Below are 22,352 nucleotides of genomic sequence, written 5' to 3'. Positions count from 1 at the left end.
TGAAGAGGCGCGCCGTGGTGCTCCGTCTCTCAGGGCTGCGAGGGTTCGCCGTCACTGCTGGTGTGTGCCGATGCCGTGTTGAAAGCATCGCGTACCACCTCTTCGATCCGGGCAATGACTGCATCAGGCAGATGCGAGTACGTCTTGCGTTTGTTCGACCGCCACGTTTTCTCACGCTCGCGCGGGTAATTCCTGAAGCGCATCCAGGAATGCTCTGACCTTGACGCTCAACAGCCGACGAGAATGGTAAAGCGCCCATATCTCCACCGGAGAACCCTCTTCTTTACCCCAGCAGACGAGTCGTCCGGCCATCACATCTTCTTCGACTAGCAGCCTCGGCAACATCGCCGGTCCCACGCCGGCGAGAACGGCCTCGCGCACCATCAGTAGCGACGATAGCCGGAGGACCGGCATCGGCTCAAATGTCTTTGTACCTTTGGATTTCGTCCGCACGCTCCAGATCGCTCCCGATGGCGCAGCCGCCGACAAGACCGCCGGGACCGGAAACGGGCTCACATCCTGTTTGCGCGTCGCAGGAACCGATACGGCCGGCGTTGCCACAAGCCATCGCTCATCATCAAGAATGCGCCTTCCCACGAGCAGATCGTCTCGCGGCGGATCGACACGAATCACCAGGTCATAGCCGTCTTCCACCGGGTCCACGACACGATCTTCCGCGACAATCTCGAGCTCGACCTGCGGGTAGGCCAACGCGAAGCGCGCAGCGATCGTGCACAGCACGACGTGCGCGAAAACGATGGGAGCACTGATGCGTAGCCGTCCACGCGCGACGGGCGCACGCGAGGCCACCGCGTCGCCCGCCTCTTCAAGCTCTGCCAGAAGGCCTCGAGTGCGCTCATGGAGTGCGATGCCATCTTCCGTCAGGCGCATTCGTCTCGAGCCGCGCTCGATCAACCTCACTCCGAGTTCGTCTTCCAACTCTGCTACATGCCGCGATAGCGTGGCTTTGGGCCGGTCCAGCGCGCGGCCAGCTGGGCCGAAGCCGCCGTGAGTGGCGACCGCATTGAAATCAGAAAGCGCCATTAAATTCATGAAAGTTCTATTTTTGAGACGAGGTGTTTCGATTCTATATCTATCGACTCAAATTCGGAACGAATAACCTGTCTTCACCGGGCCGCTTTGGGCCTTTTCATCAGAGAGACAGTCATGACAATTCTTGTTACTGGAAGTACGGGCACGGTGAGTACGCAAGTTCTTGAACACCTGCAAGGCCGTGGAGTTCAGGTGCACGCACTGACGCGTTCGCCCCAGAAAGCCCAATTTGCTGACGGCATCCGGGCAATCGAAGGCGACTTGTCCGATGCGGATTCGGTACGGCAAGCCATGAAGGGCATCAGCACGTTGTTCCTGCTGGCGCCAAACGCCGCAGACGAATTGACTCAGGCGCTGCAGGCCTTGAGCATCGCGCGAGAGTCGCATGTGAATGGCGTGGTGTATCTGTCCGTATTCAGGGGCGCAGAGTATGTCGACGTGCCACACTTCGCGGGCAAGCACGCAGTCGAGCGCATGATCGAGCAGTGCGACATGCCGGCGACTGTGCTTCGTCCCGCGTACTTCATTCAGAACGATGTGCGGCAGAAAGATGCGTTGCTGAAGCACGGCATCTATGGGATGCCGATTGGCGAGAAGGGCATTTCCATGGTGGACGTTCGCGATATCGGAGAGGCAGCAGCCAAAGAGTTGCTGCGGCGCGAGTTCGCTGCCAGCCCGCTACCGCGAGAAACCTACGAACTGGTCGGCCCGGACGTGCTGACGGCGGAATCCATTGTCCGTATCTGGGCGGATGCACTCGGACGCCCTGTTCGCCATGGCGGTGACGATCTCGATATTCTCGAGCAGCGTTTGAAGTCAGTCGCGCCGGCGTGGCTGGCGTATGACATGCGCTTGATGATGCAGCGATACCAGCAAGACGGTGCCGTGGCTTCGACCGAACAGATCGGGCGCTTGTCGACCCTACTGGGACGCCCGCCCAGGTCTTACCGCGATTTTGCGGTTGCCATGGCCGCTGCGTGGGCGAAGGATTGACCCACGCGCTGCAGGGCGGTTCATCAATCTGTGTTCATATTCTGAACGTCCGGTTGGGCGCTAAAGCCGGACGTCAGCGGTGCGAGCTCGAACGACTCTTCAGGGTCGGGTAGCGCCCATTGCAGACGTACAGACTGAATCTCCCTTCATTTGAAAGGAGATTGTCATGAGCACATTAATCGACACCGGCCCGTCGCGTGTACCGTGGAACAAGGGGAGACTGACTGGGCAGAAGCCACCGCTGAAGCCCAAGGAGATCTGGGCAATCCGCGTGCGCCTGCAGCTTTCGTCCCAGGTGCGGGATCTGGCCATGTTCAATCTCGCCATCGACAGCAAGCCGCAAGGTCTGGATCTGCAGCCGCAAGCAGACACACGACATCGCAGGCCTGCACCAGTTTCCTCGGGCTCGTGTACGAGGCGCTTGAGGAGCGCAAGCGCGCTGGACTGGATATACGGCTCATTCTCCTCCGGGACGAGCTTGACGCGAGGTTCTGCTCGATGCTGGCGGAGAGCCAGTAAAGCGCGCGAGGCCTTCCGCTTCTGATCAGCTGCGTTACCGGCGGTGTTAGCGCCGAGCGCTTATTTTGGCGGCCAGTCTGGGACGACATATTCTTTACCCCACGCCTTGCCCCACTGCAGCATGCACAGCTCGCTCTGTGGGGCCAGCGGCATGATCACGCCGGTGGGGACATAATCCTTGCGCTCGATTCCACCTTCCCTGTGCGTGAACTTCGGCGGGTTGTACTTCGTATAGCAGGCCGCGCCAATGGCGAATTCGTCCAGCTTTACGTCCTCGAATTCAAGCCCGGAAATGTCAGCCCGCGTAAAGTCGGCGTCGGACAGATCGCCCCCGCGGATTCGCGCGTTGCTGAGCTGGGCCGCCTCAAAGTGGACGTGGCCGCAATCCTTGCAATGATCGATAAATGCGTCGCGAAGCACGGCGCCGGTGAAATGGGCGCCGCTCAAACTGGGGGTATCGAATTGCGCTCCCCGCAACTGGGCGCCGGTGAAGTCGGCGCCGTCCAGGTCGGCCGAGATGATGCGCACGCCATCGGCCTCGATGTAGGCCAACGTGACTCCGTTGCTCGCCAGCGTCTGCATCGCAAAACCTTGCCCCTGGTTAAATTGCGAGCGCTTGCCGCTTTGAAAGTAGCCTTGAAGCTGCGTCCACGCCGCGATGTTCTGCAAATTGGCGCGGTCTCGCACTAGAAGGGCCAAGGTGCCCACGGTTGCGAGCGAAGCGAGCAATGTCGTGACATCGACCCAGAAATGAAAATCGCGCGGGAACGCGAGCCACTTCTGCTTGCGCCGCGTGGGCTTGCGTGCTGACGGTTTCCTTAGCGTTTTACGGATCACAGTTAGCCCGCTCTTTGGCTGCCCACAGCCAGGGTACTCGTCAAAGCGTAGGTGATCCCGAGCCAATTGTGCAACCCATCCGGTGCGGTGCGCCCGCCCCCTTACGCTAGGCGGAGTAAATAGGCCCGCGCGCAATGCTGATGGCTCTACCAGCATCTGGCTGGCACCGAAGCAGTCCCTCAGGCCGGCCGCTTCCTCCTCGAGAACTGACGTTCCGCCGTTCCCCTTTGAGTGTCGCATTCGGGTCGGTTTGCGTCGATCCCGCATCCGAGCCGTGCGTTAGGCCAACGCCTCACCGCGTTGGCTGTCGCAGACCAGTATCTTCCCAGTGTGCCTTGATGAGACACTTGCCGCCCGCCGCAGATCCGCCGGGACGCCAATCCCCTGCAGTCTCACCAATGCGGTTCTTCCAGCCTCGAAAACCCGCTCGCGTCCCAGAATTCCCTCCCCAGGCACCACGCGCGAAGCGCACCTCTGCCTGTCATGGAAAACTGTATAAACATACAGTATAGTATCCCCCTACAGCTAGGCTTTCGGGCGCTTCTCGCGCCGTCCCGGCTGCACCGAACTTGCGCGGTCGCGAGAGCCGGCCGTGAGAGGTGAACCACTCCTTCAGACGGTCGGAAAAATTGTCCTCCAACGACGCAACCCCTGACACCCTCGCCGACACCCCCCAAAGCGGCAAGCCGAGCAGCAACAAGACCCACGGCACGATCCGCATTCGCGGCGCCCGCCAGCACAACCTGAAAAACGTCGACCTCGACGTGCGCACCGGCGAAATGACGGTCGTCACCGGGCCATCGGGCTCGGGCAAGTCGAGCCTCGTGTTCGACACGCTGTATGCGGAAGGCCAGCGCCGCTACGTCGAAACTTTCAGTGCCTACGCGCGCCAGTTCCTCGACCGGATGGATCGGCCGCAGGTCGACCGCGTAGACGGCGTACCGCCCGCCATCGCGATCGACCAGACCAACCCGGTGCGCAGCTCGCGCTCCACGGTCGGCACGATGACCGAGCTCAACGACCATCTGAAGCTGCTGTACGCGCGCGCGGCCGAGCTGTTCGACCGCCAGACCGCGCACCCGGTGCGGCACGACACGCCGGAGACGATCTACGCGGAACTGCTCGAGCGCACCGCGCAGCAGGAGCCGCGGCTCGTCGTCACGTTCCCGGTCGAATTGCCGGAGTCGGCGTCCGAGCAGGAGGTCGAGCAGTGGCTGTCGGCGAGCGGCTATACGCGCGTGCAGGCGCAGCGCGAAGTCGATTCGCCCACCGGCAAGCGCACGCTGCTCGACGTCGTCGCCGACCGCTTCCGGCTGCGCTCGGTCGACAAAGCGCGCGCGATCGAGGCGATCGAGGCATCGCTGAAGCGCGGTGGCGGGCGCGTCAATATCTACGTGCTGCCGGCCACCTCGGACGAACCGAAAGCCGAAGCCGCCGAGCCGCGCATCTGGCGTTTCTCCACTGGCCTGCACAGTCCCGAAAGCGATCTGCGCTATGCCGATCCGCAGCCCGCGCTGTTCTCGTTCAACTCGGCCTATGGCGCGTGCGATGCCTGCCGCGGCTTCGGCCGCGTGATCGGCGTCGACCTCGGTCTGGTGATTCCAGACGCACGCAAGACGCTGCGCGAAGGTGCGGTCAAGCCGATGCAGACACCCGCGTGGAAGGAATGCCAGGACGATCTGATGCGCTACGCGGCGAAAGCCGACATCCGCCGCGACACGCCGTGGGGCGAGCTCAGCGAGCGCGAGCGCAACTGGGTCATCAGCGGCTCGCCGGACTGGAACGGCAAGTGGCAGACGCATTGGTACGGCGTCAAACGCTTCTTCGATTATCTGGAATCGAAGGCTTACAAGATGCATATCCGCGTGCTGCTGTCGAAGTACCGCAGCTATACGCCATGCGAAACTTGCGGCGGCGCGCGTCTGAAAACCGAATCGCTGCTGTGGCGCCTCGGCAGCAAAGCGAACGCGAACGACGTGCTCGCGCCCGAGCACCGCTTCATGCCGCGTGGCGTGCAGTGGTCGCGCGCACAGCTCGAAGCGTTGCCGGGTTTGACCGTGCACGATCTGATGCTGATGCCGATCGAGCGCATCCGCCGCTTCTTCGACGACATCACGCTGCCGAGCGCGTTGCTCGACGACGCGCTGAAGCTGCTGCTCGCCGAAGTGCGCACGCGCCTCAAGTATCTCTGCGACGTCGGCCTCGGCTATCTGACGCTCGATCGGCAAAGCCGCACGCTGTCGGGCGGCGAGGTGCAGCGTATCAACCTGACCACCGCGCTCGGCACGTCGCTGACCAAGACGCTGTTCGTGCTCGACGAACCGAGCATCGGCCTGCATCGGCGCGACCTGAACCGCATCGTCGAGGCAATGCACCGGCTGCGCGACGCGGGCAATACGCTGGTCGTGGTCGAGCACGATCCTTCGGTGATGCTCGCGGCGGACCGGCTCATCGACATGGGGCCGGGGCCTGGCGAGCGCGGCGGTTCGATCATTTTCGACGGCGCGCCCGACGCGATCCGCTCGACCAGCACGCTGACCGGTGAATACCTCGGCGGCCGGCGCCATGTCGCGGATGCCGCGCACTGGTCGCGTCGCACGGTCGATTCAAGCACGCCGCGCATCGTGCTCGAAGGCGCGAGCGAGCACAATCTGCGTGACGTCACGGTCGAAATTCCATTGCAGCGGCTCGTCTGCGTGACCGGCGTGTCCGGTTCCGGCAAATCTACGCTGCTGCAGGACGTGCTGTATCCGGCGATGGCGCGCCACTTCGGCCTTGCCACCGAAGCGCCGGGCGCGTTCAAGTCGCTTGAGGGCGCCGACCAGGTCACCGACGTCGTGTTCGTCGATCAGTCGCCGATCGGCAAGACCGCGCGCTCGAATCCGGCCAGCTACGTCGGCGCGTTCGACGAAATCCGCAAGCTGTTCGCGAAGGCGCCGCTCGCGCAGCAGCGCAGCTACGGCCCCGGCATGTTCAGCTTCAATTCGGGCGACGGCCGCTGTCCGACCTGCGGCGGCTCGGGCTTCGAGCACATCGAAATGCAGTTCCTGTCCGACGTGTACCTGCGCTGCCCCGATTGCGACGGGCGTCGTTATCGCGCGGAAATCCTCGAGGTGAAGATCGAGCGAGGCGAGCCCGCGCGCTCGATGAGTATTGCCGACGTGCTCGAGCTGACCGTCAGCGAGGCTGCCGCGTACTTCGCAAAGGATGCCGAAGTATTGCGCGTGCTGCAGCCGATCGTCGACGTCGGGCTCGAATACGTGAAGCTCGGCCAGCCGGTGCCGACGCTGTCTGGCGGCGAGGCGCAGCGGCTCAAGCTCGCGGGCTTTCTCGCGGAATCGGCGCAGACGCGCAGCACGCGTGGCGCGAAGCAGGCGGTCGCGAAGCGTCTGTTCATGTTCGACGAGCCGACCACGGGCCTGCATTTCGACGACATCGCGAAGCTGATGCAGGCGTTCGGCAAGCTGCTCGCGAGCGGTCATTCGCTGATCGTGATCGAGCACAACCTCGACGTGATCCGCGCGGCCGACTGGATCATCGACCTCGGTCCCGAAGGCGGCGACGGCGGCGGCCGCGTGCTGTGCGCGGGCACGCCGGACGAAGTGAAAGCGTGTGCCGAGTCGCATACCGGCGAGGCGTTGCTGCAATACGACCGCGCGATGGGCGTCGCAGCCGAAGCGGAGCCGCAAGGCATCCCGCTGCAGAAGGCACTGAGCGCGGCCCGCGCGCGTCGCGCGATCGAAGGCGAGGACGTGGTGCGCATCGTCAACGCGCGCGAGCACAACCTGAAGGCGCTCGACGTCGATATTCCGCACGGCAAGTTCAATGTGATTACCGGCGTGTCGGGCTCGGGCAAATCGACGCTCGCGTTCGACATCCTGTTCCACGAAGGTCAGCGGCGCTACCTCGAATCGTTGAATGCGTACGCGCGCTCGATCGTGCAGCCGGCCGGGCGCCCCGAAGTCGACGCGGTATACGGCATTCCGCCGACCGTCGCGATCGAGCAGCGGCTCTCGCGCGGCGGCCGCAAGAGTACCGTCGCGACCACCTCGGAGGTGTGGCACTTCCTGCGTCTGTTGTACGTTAAGCTCGGCTTGCAGCACTGCATTCACGACGGCACGCCGGTCACGTCGCAAAGCGCCGAATCGATTGCCGCGCAGTTGCTGCGCGATCACAAGGGCCAGCATGTCGGCTTCCTCGCGCCGCTCGTCGTGAACCGCAAGGGCGTCTATACCGACCTCGCGAAATGGGCGAAAGCGCGCGGCAATACGCATCTGCGGGTGGACGGCGAGTTCGTGCCGGTCGATCCGTGGCCGAAGCTCGACCGGTTCCGTGAGCACACGATCGAGCTGCCGGTCGCTGATCTCGTCATCTCGGCCGATCATGAAGCCGAGCTGCGCGAAGCGCTCGATCAGACGCTCGACATCGGCAAAGGCATCATGCATCTGCTCGCGCCGCTCGACGGCCTGCACGACGCGATCAACGGCGGCGAGTCCACCGCGAAGCTCGGCGACGTGAAGGTGTTATCGACGAAGCGCGCGTGTCCGGTGTGCGGCACGAGCTATCCCGAGCTCGACCCGCGCATGTTCTCGTACAACAGCAAGCATGGCTGGTGTACGAGCTGCGTCGGCACGGGGCTGTCGCTCACGCGCGAGCAGCGCGCCGCGTATGACGACACGATCGTCGTGGACGACAATCGCGGTCGTGAACAGAGCTTGCCGTCGGAGGAGCAGGAACCGGAAGGGCTCGTCGACGAGCCTTGTCCGGATTGCGCTGGCACCCGGCTGAATCCGGTCGCGCGCGCGGTCACGTTCGACTCGCAGGCGATCGTCGATGTCGCGCAATGGACCGTGTCCGACACGCGCGCGTGGATCGATACGCTGCAGATGACGGGCCGCGATGCCGAAATCGCGCGCGACGTGGTCAGCGAAATCGGCAGCCGGTTGCAGTTCCTCGAAGAGGTCGGGCTCGGCTATCTGAGCCTCGATCGCGCGGCGCCGAGTTTGTCGGGCGGCGAAGCGCAGCGCATCCGGCTTGCCGCGCAGCTCGGCAGCAACCTGCAAGGCGTGTGCTACGTGCTCGACGAGCCGACCATCGGCTTGCATCCGCGCGACAACCAGATCCTGCTGAACGCGCTGCGCAAGCTCGGTGACAAGGGCAATACGCTCGTCGTCGTCGAGCATGATGAGGACACGATCCGGCGTGCCGATCACATCATCGATATCGGGCCGGGCGCGGGCAAACGCGGCGGCACGCTGATCGCGCAGGGCAGCGTAGCGGACCTGTCCGCGCAGGTAGATTCGCTGACCGGGCGCTTTCTCGCGCAGCCGATCGTGCATCCGCTGCAGCCGCGTCGCGAGGTCGTCGCGCCGGGCAAGCGTGCAGCCGCGGTGCCGGAGAACTGGCTCACCGTGCATGGCGGCAAGTTGCACAACCTGCGTGACGTGACGGTCGGCATTCCGCTCGCGCGGCTCGTCGCGGTGACGGGCGTCAGCGGCTCGGGTAAATCGACGCTCGCGCGCGACGTGCTGATGACCAATCTGCTCGACGCGGTCGGGCGCTCGGTGCTGTCGTCGCCGGCCACCCGCCGCGCGCGTGCGGCGGCCGAACAGAAACCGGCCGCGAACCGGCGTTCGAGCGTGCTCGCGCGCTCGGCGCCGCGCGCGCCGCTGAACGTCACGCACACGTGGCAGGGCTGCGATTCGGTCACCGGCTGGGAAAGCATCGACCGTGTGCTCGAAGTCGATCAGACGCCGATCGGCAAGACGCCGCGTTCGTGCCCCGCCACCTACATCGGCGTGTGGGATGCGATCCGCAAGCTGTTCGCGGGCACGCTTGAGGCACGCGCGCGCGGCTATACCGCGTCGCGTTTCTCGTTCAATACCGGTGAGGGCCGCTGCCCCGCGTGCGAGGGCCAAGGCGTGCGCACGATCGGCATGAGCTTCCTGCCCGACGTGAAGGTGCCGTGCGATGTCTGTCACGGTCAGCGCTTCAATCCGGAGACGCTCGCGGTCACGTGGCGCGGCAAGAACATTGGCGACGTGCTGACGATGGAAATCGACGAAGCGGTCGAGTTCTTCGCGTCGATCACGAACATCGGGCATCCGCTGCAACTGATGAAGGACGTCGGGCTCGGCTATCTGACGCTCGGCCAGCCATCGCCTACGTTGTCGGGCGGCGAGGCGCAGCGCATCAAGCTCGTCACCGAGCTGAGCAAGGTGCGCGACGACCTCACCCGGCGCGGCCAGAAGCCGCCGCACACGCTATACGTGCTCGACGAGCCGACGGTCGGCCTGCATATGGCGGACGTCGCGAAGCTGATTCGCGTGCTGCATCGGCTCGTGGATGGCGGGCATAGCGTCGTCGTCATCGAGCACGATCTCGACGTGATCGCCGAGGCGGACTGGATCATCGACCTCGGTCCGGAGGGCGGCGTGGGCGGCGGTACGATCGTCGCGGCAACCGATCCGGAAAGCCTGTCGCGTGTAGCCGCGAGTCACACCGGCGCGGCTTTGCGGCCGGTGCTCGCGCGCACGGCCGCTAATGCGGCGCTGGCCGGCGAAGGGACGAATGGCTGAGGCAACCTGACGAGGAGCGGCGCGGCCGTTGCGGGCCGCGATTTGGTCCCCAACCCACTGTTTGCTCGCATTCCACGCGCTTGTCAGATGTGCCGTGGCAACCTTGCAGGTTGCCACGGCCGGCGCTTCGTCGCGTCTGCGCCACACATCATTGCTGCACTGCAATCAATCGGCAGAGATTCGCCAAACGCGGTGCATCCGCGCGATTAATTCATACGAAAGCGATCGACGATGTTTCAAAATAGAAACGTTTTTGGAACCCCCGATAAATCAGCATTTGGATATTAATTTTCGGCCCAGAACCAATGCCGCCGATATGCCTAATGGCGCGGGGAATAACTTTACGCTTTGCGAATAAACTACCGAATTGCGCGGACATAATCGGGATGATAAGCAGTTCACAATTGAAACATTTTGGATGCGGCAAGAAACGTACTCGGTAAGATGGGTCCCCTACGCTTCGCATTATCGGCAACTTTGCCCGAACGGGCGAGAGTGCCGTCCACCAAGGCTTTGCGGTAAGATATCCCCACCCACTGCGCGCAACCTCGCATAGTTGCCGGTCCTGCCGGGCGCTCATATCAATCGCTCAATAACCGCTTTTCCTCAGACATGGATATTCGTGATGAAATATTCTTTTCAAATTTACTATAGCGATCCATTCCGCTAACATCACGCTTAATCCTTTATGCGGCGTTAGTCCGTTTTCCCGCCGTAATAACGCATTCTCTCGTTCCGTCTGCTGACGGGGCAAATCGGGGTCCACAACGTATGCCCGTTTGGGGAAGATCATGCCGCACATGCACCTTGATACAACGAGAATTACGTGGCTTCACACGCCTGCGTTGAACGTCCGTACTGCAGCGCGGCGAATCGGCATCCTGCTGTTCGACGGCTTCTGGCTGCTCGGCCCCGGTACCGTCGTCGAAATGTTCCAGACCGCCAATGAGTTCGCGGGCACGCGCTCGGGCGAAGATCCGCCCTACGAAGTGCAGTTCCTGTCGATGGAAGGCGGCAATGTTGCCAGCTCGTCGTCGGCGCGCATCTGGACTGATCGCATCGACACGCGCTTTGGCGGCGGTTTCGACGTGCTGTTCATCGCAGGTGGCTACGGCGCCCACGTGGCCGCACGCGACGAACGCCTGCTGAACTGGCTGCGCGCCGTGCAATCGCGCACCCGCGCGATCGAAACGATCGGCGAGGGACGCCTCGTGCTCGAAGCGGCCGGCCCGACCGAGCATGATGGCCTGATGAGCCGCTATCCGGGCGCGAGCGCGAGCGAAGGCGCGTTCAGCGCGGCCAATGACCGTCACGACTGCGCGCGCAGCGCGCTGATGTTCATCAAGCGCGACCTGGGCGCGGAACTCGCGCGCAGCGTCGCCGATCGCGTGATGCCCGGCATGGCCTCCACGTGGGTGCCGCTGCCGGCCGAGGGCGGCACGCTGAGCGTCGCCGAAAAGATTCGCGCGGCCGCACGCTGGATGGAGGCGAACTGCGACCGTCCGGTCTCGGTCGCCGATGCCGCGCAGGTCGCCGCAATGAGCGAGCGCAATTTCCTGCGCCGGTTCAAGCACGAGATGCAGGTCACGCCGTCGGACTACCTGCTGCAGGTGCGGCTGCGCATCGCGTGCAACTTCCTGACCGAGACCGAATTGCCGGTCGACAAGATCGCGCGTCGCAGCGGCACTGGCAACGGGGACCGCCTCGCGAAAATCTTCCGCAAGCGCATGGCTTTGTCGCCAACCGAGTATCGCGCCCGAAGCCGGGCGGCCAGTGAGGCGTAGCATGTATCAATAGCATGCGATAGCGCGCCCGCGCCGCGGGCGCGCCTCGTCTGTTGGACGCGGTCGCGAGAGCGGCCGTAGGTTCGCTGGCCAGCCTTCTTACGAGCACAGTGGCGATGGGCAACAGGGTCATGGCGACGGCATTGCCGGAGGTGAAACTCATCGAGCCGGAAGTGTTCATCGACGAATACGGCTTCTGCTTCGAGAGTTTCAGCGCGGACGAGTTTTCGGACGACGTCGCGCAAGGTTTCAACTTCGTGCAGGACCGCCATCTGCGCGCCGTGCATGGCGTGCTGCGCGGCTTGCACTACCAGGTGCAGCGTCCGCAGGGACGGCTGCTGCGCGTCGTGCGCGGCGAAGTCTTCGACGTCGCGGTCGACGTACGCCTGAACTCACCGAACTTCGGCAAATGGAGCGGCGAGTATCTGAGCGAAGGGAACCAGCGGCAAATGTGGGTGCCGCCCGGTTTCGCGCACGGCTTCGTCGTGCTGTCCGATGTCGCCGAGTGCGTGTGGAAGACCACCGAGTACTGGTTCCCCGAACTCGAACGCTGCCTGCTGTGGTCCGATCCCGACATCGGCATCGAGTGGCCGATCGACTTTCAACCTATTCTCGGCAGCAAGGATGCGGCGGGTCGTCGTCTATACGAAGCCGAAAACATGTCGTGAACGACAGGTGATCGGCCAGAGTTTTTACGACATTTTTTCTTGAGACGCTCACCGGCCGACCATACACTTCGGGCATCCAGTCAGTACGAGGTGCTCAACGTGAAGCGTCGCGCAAGCCGTCCGCAATCCGTTCCGGTCCACTATGCATGTCGTGCCGGCCACGTTGAACTCAGGCGCTTCGACGCGTCGCGCGATTCGTTCGTTGCGTTGACGGCGCTGCTGCATCGCGCGTTCGCGCCGCTCGGCGCGCAGGGGCTCAATTGCACGTGCGTGGATCAGACCATCGAAGCGACCCGCGAGCGCGTGCTGCGCGGCGATTGCCATGTCGCGGTATGCGACGGACGGATCGTCGGCACGATGACGCTTTATGCTTCGGATGGCGAAGCATCATGCGAGCTATACAGGCACGACGATGTTGCGAGCTTGCGCCAGTTCGCAGTCGATCCCGCGTGGCAGGGGCGAGGCATCGGCACGTTGCTGATCGCGTTCGCCGAACACTGGGCCGCAACACGCGGCTATGCGCAACTCGCACTCGATACCCCGCAACCGGCCACGCAGCGGATCGCGTTCTATCGCGGGCAGGGGTTTCGCATCGTCGAATTCATGCGCTTCGCGCACAGGTGCTACGACAGCGCGATTCTGAGCAAGCCGCCGGTAGCGATGCGCACGCTCGCGAACTGGTCGCGGCGTCTGCATGCGACGCCGCAGATCGCGCGTGCGGCCTGAAGCAATGCCGCATACGTCCGCGGCATGCGGAGAAAAGCAGTGGAAAAGCAGCGCAAGAGAAGCGGAAGAAAAGCGGAGTTGAAGCGCCCGATGCTTCGGCAACTATTGCAATATGCTGCGGCAAGTATTGCAACGGCGGCAACGGCGGCCACGGCGACCGCAGCGGTGCAATCCTGAACGCGGCACCAACGCAGCGTCGCCGGTTCGCATCGGGCGAGGGGTGAATTCACCGAACGCTGTGTGCAGCCGTCAGCGTCGGATCACGCCCATCAGCAGGGTGACGAGGAAGATCACCAGGAAGATGAAGAACAATACCTTGGCGATTTCGGTTGCGCCCGCGGCAATGCCTCCAAAGCCGAACACTGCGGCGATGATGGCGATGATGAAGAAAATCACAGCGTATCGAAGCATGGTGCCTCCACCGGTGGATTGTTGAAATGACGTTTGAACGGCGCCCCGTTGCGTGCGTCACGCGGCTTCACGGGTGAGATGCCGGCGAGCGGAATTCAGCAATACATGTGCCATCGTTTCATTGACGCCAACCTTTGCGTGACGAATATTTCGCGGCACGCGAAATTACCGTCGAGCCGACGCTAACGTTTGCATTCCCTCTCCGCCAGGCGCGCAACGTGCCAGCCATGCTGCGGACTACGTAGAACCCGTCACGCGTCATCCACGCAGCCAGTGATACGCCAGCGGCCCGCACAGCACGCCCCACGTCAGCACACACATCAGCAGCGCAATGGTCACGGCCGCACTGCCGCAGTCCTTCGCGCGCTTCGACAATTCATGCCGCTCGAACGAAATCCTGTCGATGGCGGCCTCGATCGCCGAATTCAATAACTCCACCAGCAGCACGAGCAGCACCGATCCGATCAGCAGCACGCGCGCGATGGCGTCGACCGGCATCAGGAACGCGGCCGGCACGAGGATCGCCGCGAGTGCGGCTTCCTGACGGAACGCGCTTTCCGCGCGCAATGTCGCGACGATGCCGGCGTACGAATGCCGCAACGCGAACAACCCGCGCAGCGGACCGCTGCGCTTCGCGGGCGGCGCGATGCTCGAGTGAGTGGGGGAGTCGGCCGGATCAGGCATGTTTTGGGATGATGTTTGATGTGCAGCAAATGACCGTGGATGTTACAAGATGTCAACAAGGTTGCAAATTGTGATATCTTTGCGCCGCCCAACAGCGGCAGGCTCCTGGCACCTTCTCGCCTGACCGACCGGCTTCGGAAAAATGAAAGGAATGTATAACCGGTTAGGGCTGCTGCCGATTGCGTTCAAATCTCAAATGTTGGTCATCCCCGTTGCTCGTTCCGCTCAAGGTTTCGCCGGATTTTCCGTATACGAGGAATGGTGCGCCGCGTGTTTCTCCTGTGCGTGCCGGCAGTCCGTTTTCCCACTTCGCGCGTTCGCGCGGCAGACCGGATTCGCACCGTAAGTGGCGCCCTCGCGTGCGCACGGTCCAGGTCCAACAAGCTGAGCTGTTCATGAAACCAGTTGTGTCGTTGTGCGTTTCGCTGAGCGCCGTTGTCGGCGCGTTGTATGCCGTCGCGTCGGGCGCCGCGCCATCGGTGCCTGTCGTCGCCGCCGCGGCGATTGCGCCGGCCGCGCCCACTGTCGCGAGCGCGAGTGCCGCCAAGGCCAATCCCAGCGCCAACTACCTCGACAACGATGCCAGCGTCCCGACGCCCGCATCCGGCTCCAGCACATCGCGCGTTTCATTCCCGACCCTGGGCGCGTATCAGCCGCTGACGCTGCGCGGTGTCGAAGACGCGCGCACCGTCAATCTCGGCGTGCGGCTCGATCGCGTGGTCACGGCCGCGCGCCTGCGCTTGCGCTACACGTATTCGCCGTCGCTGGTGTTCGCGATGTCGCATCTGAAGGTGTCGATCAACAACGAAGTGATCGCGACCGTGCCGTTCGATCGCGAGCACGCCGGCAAGCTCGTCACCCAGGACATCCCGCTCGATCCGCGTTTTCTGACCGACTACAACCAGATCGGTCTGCGCCTGATCGCGCATTACACGCTCGAGCATTGCGAGGACCCCGAGAACTCGGCGCTGTGGGCCGACGTGAGTCCGTCGAGCGAGTTCATCGTCGATACCGCGCCGATCCGGTTGCCCGACGATCTCGCGCTGCTGCCTGCGCCGTTCTTCGATCACCGCGACGCGAACCGGCTGCGTCTGCCGTTCGTGCTGCCGGCCGCCGCCGACAACGCGACGCTGCACAGCGCGGGGGTACTCGCTTCGTGGTTCGGTGCGCAGGCCGATTATCGGCAGGCGCGCTTTCCGGCGCTGTCGACGTTGCCTACCGACTCACACGCGGTCGTCGTCGCGCGCAGCGAGCAGCTGCCCGCCGGCCTCACGCTGCCGCCGGTCAACGGTCCGATGCTGATCGTCGCCGACAATCCCGTCGCGCCCAACCGCAAGCTGCTGATCGTGACCGGCCGCAGCGCCGCCGAAGTCGATGAAGCGAGCACCGCGCTGGTGCTCGGCACGACCGCGCTAGCGGGTCCCGCGGTGCGCATCACGCAGCTCGCCGCCGGCGCGCCGAGGAAGCCCTACGACGCGCCACGCTGGCTGCCGGTCGACCGGCCGGTCTCGTTCAAGGAACTGATCGACGATCCGTCGCAACTACAGGTGCGCGGCAGCACGCCCGACGCGATCCGTCTGAACCTGCGCGTGCCCGCCGATTTGTACTCGTGGAACGGCGCGGGCGTGCCGCTGAATCTGAAGTATCGCTACACGGCGCCGACCGTGCAGAACAACTCGGCGCTCGCGGTGCAGATCAACGATCAGCTGGTCAAGTCGTACCGGCTCGCGCTCGCGACCGCCGACGACGCGCAAGGCCGCCTGCAATTGCCGGTGCTGTCGAACAACGCCAACCGTGCGACGAGCGCGCTCGATATTCCGGCGTTCCGGGTCGGCAGCTCGAACCAGTTGCAACTGCGCTTCAATCTCGATTCGCAGAAGACCGGGCTCTGCCAGGGCGTCGCGACGAACCCGGTGCAGGCCGCGGTCGATCCCGACTCGACGATCGACTTCTCGGACTTCGTCCACTACGCACGGATGCCGAACCTCGCGTTCTTCGCGAACAGCGGCTTTCCGTTCACGCGTTACGCGGACCTGTCGCAAACGGCCGTCGTGATTCCCGAGCATCCCGCGCCGCAGGAGCTCGAAAGCCTGCTGACGATGCTTGGCCACATGGGGCAATGGACCGGCTATCCGGCGCTGCGCGTGCAGGTCGCGCGGCCGCGCGAGCTCGCGCAGCTGAGCGGCAAGGATCTGCTCGTGATCGGCGGCAACGGCTCGGCGCCGTGGCTCGCGCGCTGGCCGCATGCGTTGCCACTGACGATCGGCGCCCAGGCGGGCGACGCCGCCGCGTCGGGCGCCGCTGCGTCGAGCCCGCTCGCGCGCGCCTCGTTCGCGGTCGACGAGCAGTGGCACAGCGCCGCCCGGCGCGACGGCGCCCCGCACAGCGACGCGCGTCGGCCGGACGGCGGCGCGCGGATCGAACGCGACGGACCGCTGGCCGCGCTGATGGGCTTCGAATTGCCGGACAGCCACGGACGCAGCGTCGTCGCGCTGAGCGCCACCGATCAGCAACAGTTGTCGCAACTGCTCGACATGCTCGAAAAGCCGGACCGTGTCGCGCAATTGCAGGGCGACGTCGCTTTGCTGCGCGATGGCAAGGTGGACAGCATGCGCGTCGGCGACACCTATCTGGTCGGCTACGTGCCCTGGTATGCGCGGCTGTGGAGCAAGGCGATCCAGCATCCGGTGCTGCTCGGCGTGCTCGGCGCGCTCGCCGGCTTGCTGCTCGCGATCGGCGCGTTCACCGCGTTGCAGGAACTGGCCGCGCGGCGCCGGGGAGTCTGATCGATGAGTCAGTCGAAGGGCGGGGCGCTGTGGCGGGCAGTGCGCGACGGGGTGGGCGTTGAAAGTGTCGCCGACCTGCACGCGAGGTTCGCGAGCAGGCTCGTGCGAACAACGGCGAGCGTTTCAGCAACGGTGCTGACCACGATGCTGACGCTCGCGAGCAGCCACCACGCGTTCGCCACGCAAGCGCCGCTGCCGAGCCACGCCGACATCACAGCTTGCAGCGCCGCGCCCTGGCCGCGCTGGCAGCAGTTCAAGCGCGACTTCCTTTCCGCCGATGGCCGCGTGATCGACGTCGGTTCGTCCGACGAGCGGACGGTGTCGGAGGGCCAATCGTACGCGCTGTTTTTTGCGCTGGTCGCGAACGACCGCGCGGCCTTCGACACGATCTTGCGCTGGACCGAGCAGCATCTCGCGCAAGGCGACCTGACCGCGCGTTTGCCGGCGTGGCTGTGGGGCCGCTCGGAGGACGGCAACTGGGCCGTGCTCGACGCGAATGCATCGTCGGATGCCGACCTGTGGATCGCCTATGCGCTGCTCGAAGCGGGCGACGCTTGGCGCGAGCGCAGCTACACGGCGCGCGGCGCGGTGCTCGCCCGCCGTGTGCTCGACGAGGAAACGGCCAACGCGCCGGGGCTCGGCTTGACCTTGCTGCCGGGCCCGGTCGGCTTTCATCCGGACGCGGACGTGTGGCGCGTCAATCCGAGCTACATGCCGCCGCAGGTGCTGCGCGGCCTCGCCACGCGGCTGCCCGACGATCCGCGCTGGCCGCGTTTGCTCGCGAGCACGAGCCGCATCCTGGTCGATACCGCGCCGCATGGCTTCTCGCCGGATTGGGCTTTGTACCGCGCGAACCGCGGCTTCGCACCTGACGCCGAGACCCACGCCGAGAGCGCCTATAACGCGATTCGCGTGTACCTGTGGACCGGCATGCTCGACCGGCGCGATCCGCTCGCGCCGACGCTGCTCGCGCGCTTCGCGCCGTTCGCGAACTTCATCGCCGCGCACGGCGCGCCGCCCGAGAAAGTCGACGCGAGCGATGGCCGTGCCGGCATCAACATGGGCAACGCCGGTTTTTCGGCGGCGGCCGTGCCGTTTCTCGATGCGCGCGGCCAGCGCACGCTCGCCGATGCGCAGATCGCACGCGTCGCCGCGCTCGATAGCGAGACGGCCGCCGGTTACTACACGAGCGTGCTGAGCCTGTTCGCGCTCGGCTGGCGCGAAGGCCGCTATCGTTTCGCCGCCGACGGCACCCTCGATCCGCACTGGAGCACGTCGTGCCGCGCCGCGCCGCAGTAACGCGCGCGGCGCGTTTCAGCGTGGTCGCGTGCGCATGCGCCGCGGCGATCACGGGTCACGCGTACGGCAACACCGGGCAAGCCGAAGCGATGCGCACGACGGCCGCGCGCACCGCTGCCATCGGTACGCTGGCGGCACCCGCTGCTGAGCCGACCATAGCGCCGCCACAAAACCCCGCCGCGCAACGCCTGCTCGCGACCGCGCGCATGTGGTCGACCAAACATCGCGACGACCTTGCGTTGCAGGCAATCAACAAGGCGCTGCTAGCCGCGCCGGGCGATCCGGTGTTGCTTGTCGAACAGGTGCGCATCGAATTGCGTCTCGGGAAAGCGCAAGCCGCGCAGGCGACGCTCGCACGCTTGCGCGCGAAAGCGCCAGACAGCGCGGCGATCCAGCAGCTCGACGACGAATTCCGCGTCGCCACCAACGGCCGCGAGGAATTCGCGACCGTGCGTCTGCTCGCGCGTAGCGGCCAGTCCGCCGAGGCGGCGCGTCGCTTGCAGCTGCTGTTTCCGCACGGCGCGCCGTCGGGCTCGCTCGGCGCCGAGTACTACCAGATTCTCGCGGGCACGCCCGAGGGCCGCGAGCAGGCGCTGGTCGCACTGCATCGGCGGATCGCCGCCGATCCGTCCGACGTCGATGCCGCGCTGGTGCTCGCCAATCTGTTGAACACGCGCGGCGATACGCGCGCGGAGGCCAACCGCATCGCGTGGAATCTGGCGACGCGGCCCGACTCCGATCGCACGGCCTCGCTCGACACGTGGCGTCACGTGCTGCAATCGGCAGGCGTGGACCTCGCGTATCTGCCGGCGTTGCGCGCGTACCTGCAACTCGTGCCGGACGACACCGAATTCCGCGAGCGTGTCGCGACGCTCGAAGCGCGCCTCGACGCGCAACGGCAACTCGAACACAACCCTGACTACATCGCCCAGCAGCGCGGTCTGCGGGCGCTCGAGCGCAACGATGTCGCGGCCGCCGAGCCGCTGCTCGCGCGCGCCGCGAGCGCGCGTCCCGACGATGCCGACGCAGTCGGCGGTCTCGGCATCGCGCGTATGCGGGCCGGGCGGCATGACGAAGCGCGCACGCTGTTTCTGCGCGCGGCCGCGCTCGCGCCCGACAATCGCGCGAAATGGCAGAGCCTCGCGCGCACCGCGCAATTCTGGGGCATGCTCGCGCAAGGCCGCGCGGCTGCCGCGGCGGGCCACGCGCAGGAGGCGGAGCGGGCGGCACGCGCGGCGCTCGCGATGGAGCCGGACAACGCGGACGCGAAGCTGATGCTCGCCGACGCGCTGCTCGCGCAGCACGACTGGAGCGCGGCCGAGCCGCTCTTGCGCGACATGCTGAGCGGGCATGCGCCGAGCGTGGCAGCGCTGCGCAGCACCCAGACGCTCTTCGAAAACACCGGCCGCGCGGCGCAGGTCGAGCCGTTGATCGACGCGTTGCAAAGCCGCTTCACCGCTGCCGACGATCGCCAGAGCCTCGCTCGTCTGCGTGCCGATCTGCTTGCCAAACAGGCGGACCAGTTGCTCGCCGACGGCGAGCGCGGTCCCGCCGCGCAACGCTATGAAGCCGCCTTGCGCAGCGAGCCCGACGCAGCGTGGACCCGTTTCGCGCTCGCGCGTCTGTACCGCGATCTCGGCCTGCCGCAACTCGGCCGCAATGTGATGGACGAGGGGCTCGCGCTCGCGCCATCGGCCGAGATGCGCTATGCGAGCGCGCTTTACCGCGATTCGCTCGATGACCTGATCGGCGCGCAAGCGGCGCTCGCGCTGATCCCGGAGCAGGAGCGCACCGAGGGTATGCGGGCGCTCGATCGCAATCTGCAAACGCAACGAAAGCTTGCCGACGCGCGCACCGCATTCGCCCGCGACGATCGCGCAAGCGCGCTCCGCCTGCTCGACGACGCACGCGCTTTGGCCGGCGACGATCCGAATCTGCTCGCGTCGGTCGGCGCGCAGTGGATCGACGCGGGCGACGCCGCACGCGGCCTCGCATTGCTGCGCGACTGGATCGGCGCGCATGCGGGCGAGGCCGACGCGGACGTGCGGCTGCGTTACGGCGATCTGCTCGGCAGCGCGCGACGCGACGCGGAGCTGTCCGCATGGCTTCAGCAGTTGCGTGACGATCCGCGGCTGAAGCTGGACGCTGCGCAACACGCGCGCCTCGAGGATCAGGCGCTGCGTGCGGCCCTACGTCAAACCGACGAAGCGATCGATCATGGGGATTACGAAGCGGCCGGGCAGCGACTCGCGGCGGTCAGCCCCGCCGGTCGGCGCGACAAACGCTATACGCTCGAACTCGCCGACCTCCAGCGCGTGCAGGCCCACTACGCGGCCGCGCGGGCGACGTTGGCGCCATTGCTCGCCGCGCAGCCAAACGATCCGGAAGTGCAGCTCGCGCTGGCCCGTGTGCTGGAGCAGAGCGGCCAGCGCGGCGCCGCGCTGCGCGTCGTGCACGATGTGCTCGACGGCGCCGCGCCCGACGACGTCGACACGCGGCTCTCGGCCGCGCGCCGGCTCGCCGCGTTGAACCAAGCGCGCGACGCGCAGCAGATCACCACGGCACTGCGCGCCGCGTATCCGACGCGGCCGGACGTGACGGTGCAAAGCGGCCGCATCGCCGAAGACCTCGGGCAGTACGAGGATGCCGCTTCGCTGTACCGTTTGTCGCTCGCGCAGGAACGCTCGGCGGGCGTGCGCGCGGGACCCGATGGCACGCCCGCGCGAGCCGCGCTCGACGATCTCGAACAGCGCCGCAATCCGTCGATCGAGACCGGCTGGCTGCCCGCATATAAGTCCGGCGACGCGGGCATCTCGCAGCTGCGCGCGTGGCAGGTGCCGCTGTACGTGCAGATCCCGTATCGCTATGACGGCCATTTCTTCGCGCACATCGATACCGTGCATCTCGACGCGGGCACGCTGGATGTCAGCGACGCCAACGCGTTCACGCGCGATACCTTCGGCAGCTTCGGCGCGGCCGACAAGCTCGGCACGTCGCTCGGCCTGTCTCCGCAGCAACTCGCCACGCTGGCCGCGGGCTTGCCGTATCTGCATCAGTCGGCCACCGGGGTCGCGCTCGGCGCGGGCTACACGTCCGACGCGTGGCGCTTCGACTTCGGCACGACGCCGCTCGGATTCCCCGTGTCTTACCTCGTCGGCGGGGTGCGCTATCGCTTCGATGCGGGACCGGCGAGCTTTTCCGTCAGCGGCTCGCGCCGTCCGGAAACCGGTAGCCAGCTGTCGTATGCCGGCATGCACGATCCGGTGACCGGCACCGTGTGGGGCGGCGTGCGCCGCGATGGCGTCGACCTGCATTCATCGTTCGATCTCGGTGCGGCGAACCTGTTCGCCGATCTCGGCGCGGGTGAGCTGACCGGGCGCAACGTCGCGAGCAATCAGGAAGTCACGCTGCGCACCGGCTTCACGATGCCGGTCTACCGGCGCGCGAATTCACTGGTGAGCACCGGCCTCGTCGGCAACGCGTGGCACTACACGAACAACCTGCGCTTCTATTCGTTCGGGCAGGGCGGCTACTACAGTCCGCAGCGCTATCTGTCGCTCGGCGTGCCGCTCGAATGGCTGGGGCGGCATGGCGCGCTGAAGTGGGATCTGAGCGCGACCGTCGGCGTGTCGAATTCGTACGAGCGGGATTCGCCGTACTACCCGAACGGTCTGCCCGCCGGTCTCGGCGCGGCGCCGGGGCTCGAGAGTCTCGTCAATGCGGGCAGCTCGACACGGGGCGTCGCGTTTTCGTATGGGCTCGCGGGCGTGGTCGAGTATCGCGCCGATCCGCATCTGGTGTTGGGCGCGCAGTTGAGCATCGATCGCTCGCACGACTACGCACCGAGCGCCGCGCTCGTCTATCTGCGCTACACGTTCGATGCGCGCAGGCAGGACAACCGTCTGTCGCCGCAGCCGGTACGGCTTTATTCGAGCTATTGAACGGCGATGCAACGAGACCTGGGACAGCAGACGTGAACACCGTTTCGAATCCAACCCAAACTTCTGGGCGCAC

General features: G+C 65.5%; 13 protein-coding genes and 1 pseudogene. 10 read left to right on the top strand and 4 right to left on the bottom strand.

Annotated features, from left to right (window positions below):
• Positions 1–171 precede the first annotated feature (171 nt).
• A complete protein-coding gene (locus tag G5S42_RS23825; protein WP_176109021.1) occupies positions 172–1,053 on the bottom strand; it encodes a LysR family transcriptional regulator in 882 nt (293 codons plus the stop codon).
• A 114-nt stretch (positions 1,054–1,167) separates the two neighbouring features.
• Between G5S42_RS23825 and G5S42_RS23820 the strand changes: the two genes are divergently transcribed.
• Together G5S42_RS23820 and G5S42_RS23815 are read left to right on the top strand one after the other, a co-directional pair.
• Positions 1,168–2,046, top strand: a complete 879-nt coding sequence (locus G5S42_RS23820; protein ID WP_176109020.1) for an SDR family oxidoreductase — start codon at positions 1,168–1,170, stop codon at positions 2,044–2,046.
• A 166-nt stretch (positions 2,047–2,212) separates the two neighbouring features.
• A pseudogene (locus G5S42_RS23815) lies at positions 2,213–2,401 on the top strand (integrase); the annotation flags it as partial.
• A 224-nt stretch (positions 2,402–2,625) separates the two neighbouring features.
• On the opposite strand, the gene G5S42_RS23810 reads toward G5S42_RS23815, so the two are convergent.
• Positions 2,626–3,402 (bottom strand): pentapeptide repeat-containing protein, encoded by a 777-nt coding sequence (locus tag G5S42_RS23810; RefSeq protein ID WP_176109019.1) that lies wholly within the window; start codon positions 3,400–3,402, stop codon positions 2,626–2,628.
• 629 nt (positions 3,403–4,031) lie between these two features.
• Between G5S42_RS23810 and uvrA the strand changes: the two genes are divergently transcribed.
• The 5 genes from uvrA (at position 4,032) to G5S42_RS23785 (ending at position 13,335) form a co-directional block, all read left to right on the top strand.
• Entirely contained in the window at positions 4,032–9,980 is a 5,949-nt protein-coding gene (gene uvrA / locus G5S42_RS23805; protein ID WP_176109018.1) for an excinuclease ABC subunit UvrA, read from the top strand.
• Positions 9,981–10,771: 791 nt separating this feature from the next.
• Entirely contained in the window at positions 10,772–11,764 is a 993-nt protein-coding gene (locus G5S42_RS23800; protein WP_176109017.1) for a GlxA family transcriptional regulator, read from the top strand.
• A gap of 116 nt (positions 11,765–11,880) precedes the next feature.
• Positions 11,881–12,432: a dTDP-4-dehydrorhamnose 3,5-epimerase gene (gene rfbC / locus G5S42_RS23795; protein WP_176109016.1), complete on the top strand. Its 552-nt coding sequence runs from the start codon at positions 11,881–11,883 to the stop codon at positions 12,430–12,432.
• A gap of 99 nt (positions 12,433–12,531) precedes the next feature.
• On the top strand, positions 12,532–13,158 hold the full coding sequence (locus tag G5S42_RS23790; protein WP_176109015.1) for a GNAT family N-acetyltransferase: 627 nt from the start codon (positions 12,532–12,534) through the stop codon (positions 13,156–13,158).
• A 39-nt stretch (positions 13,159–13,197) separates the two neighbouring features.
• Positions 13,198–13,335 carry a hypothetical protein gene (locus G5S42_RS23785; protein ID WP_176109014.1) on the top strand — a complete coding sequence of 46 codons (138 nt, stop codon included), beginning with the start codon at positions 13,198–13,200 and terminating at the stop codon, positions 13,333–13,335.
• 72 nt (positions 13,336–13,407) lie between these two features.
• Here the strand turns inward: G5S42_RS23785 and G5S42_RS23780 are convergent, their stop codons facing one another.
• Together G5S42_RS23780 and G5S42_RS23775 are read right to left on the bottom strand one after the other, a co-directional pair.
• Positions 13,408–13,569, bottom strand: coding sequence for a DUF1328 domain-containing protein (locus G5S42_RS23780; RefSeq protein ID WP_013089029.1), 162 nt, complete (start codon positions 13,567–13,569; stop codon positions 13,408–13,410).
• Between the two features lie 258 nt (positions 13,570–13,827).
• Complete coding sequence (locus tag G5S42_RS23775; protein WP_246392062.1) at positions 13,828–14,253, bottom strand: diacylglycerol kinase; 426 nt, start codon at positions 14,251–14,253, stop codon at positions 13,828–13,830.
• A gap of 395 nt (positions 14,254–14,648) precedes the next feature.
• Between G5S42_RS23775 and bcsB the strand changes: the two genes are divergently transcribed.
• The 3 genes from bcsB to G5S42_RS23760 are packed head-to-tail and all read left to right on the top strand — an operon-like array spanning position 14,649 to position 22,279.
• Positions 14,649–17,039: a cellulose biosynthesis cyclic di-GMP-binding regulatory protein BcsB gene (gene bcsB, locus G5S42_RS23770; protein WP_176109013.1), complete on the top strand. Its 2,391-nt coding sequence runs from the start codon at positions 14,649–14,651 to the stop codon at positions 17,037–17,039.
• A gap of 3 nt (positions 17,040–17,042) precedes the next feature.
• Positions 17,043–18,338, top strand: a complete 1,296-nt coding sequence (bcsZ, locus tag G5S42_RS23765; protein WP_176109012.1) for a cellulose synthase complex periplasmic endoglucanase BcsZ — start codon at positions 17,043–17,045, stop codon at positions 18,336–18,338.
• A complete protein-coding gene (locus G5S42_RS23760; RefSeq protein ID WP_176109011.1) occupies positions 18,317–22,279 on the top strand; it encodes a cellulose synthase subunit BcsC-related outer membrane protein in 3,963 nt (1,320 codons plus the stop codon). The genes bcsZ and G5S42_RS23760 overlap by 22 nt, the downstream gene beginning before the upstream one ends.
• The last annotated feature ends 73 nt before the right edge of the window (positions 22,280–22,352 follow it).

The organism is Paraburkholderia youngii, from assembly GCF_013366925.1.
GTDB lineage: Bacteria > Pseudomonadota > Gammaproteobacteria > Burkholderiales > Burkholderiaceae > Paraburkholderia > Paraburkholderia youngii.
The sequence above is the reverse complement of the archived record's forward strand: the minus strand, read 5'-3'. Positions and strand labels throughout refer to the sequence as shown.

Bases quoted from the DNA above. Each gene is read 5' to 3' on its own strand.
- G5S42_RS23775 (WP_246392062.1), bottom strand. From the start codon at position 14,253: ATGCCTGATCCGGCCGACTCCCCCACTCACTCGAGCATCGCGCCGCCC.
- G5S42_RS23800 (WP_176109017.1), top strand. From the start codon at position 10,772: ATGCCGCACATGCACCTTGATACAACGAGAATTACGTGGCTTCACACG.
- G5S42_RS23820 (WP_176109020.1), top strand. From the start codon at position 1,168: ATGACAATTCTTGTTACTGGAAGTACGGGCACGGTGAGTACGCAAGTT.
- bcsB (WP_176109013.1), top strand. From the start codon at position 14,649: ATGAAACCAGTTGTGTCGTTGTGCGTTTCGCTGAGCGCCGTTGTCGGC.
- rfbC (WP_176109016.1), top strand. From the start codon at position 11,881: ATGGGCAACAGGGTCATGGCGACGGCATTGCCGGAGGTGAAACTCATC.
- bcsZ (WP_176109012.1), top strand. From the start codon at position 17,043: ATGAGTCAGTCGAAGGGCGGGGCGCTGTGGCGGGCAGTGCGCGACGGG.
- G5S42_RS23780 (WP_013089029.1), bottom strand. From the start codon at position 13,569: ATGCTTCGATACGCTGTGATTTTCTTCATCATCGCCATCATCGCCGCA.
- G5S42_RS23825 (WP_176109021.1), bottom strand. From the start codon at position 1,053: ATGAATTTAATGGCGCTTTCTGATTTCAATGCGGTCGCCACTCACGGC.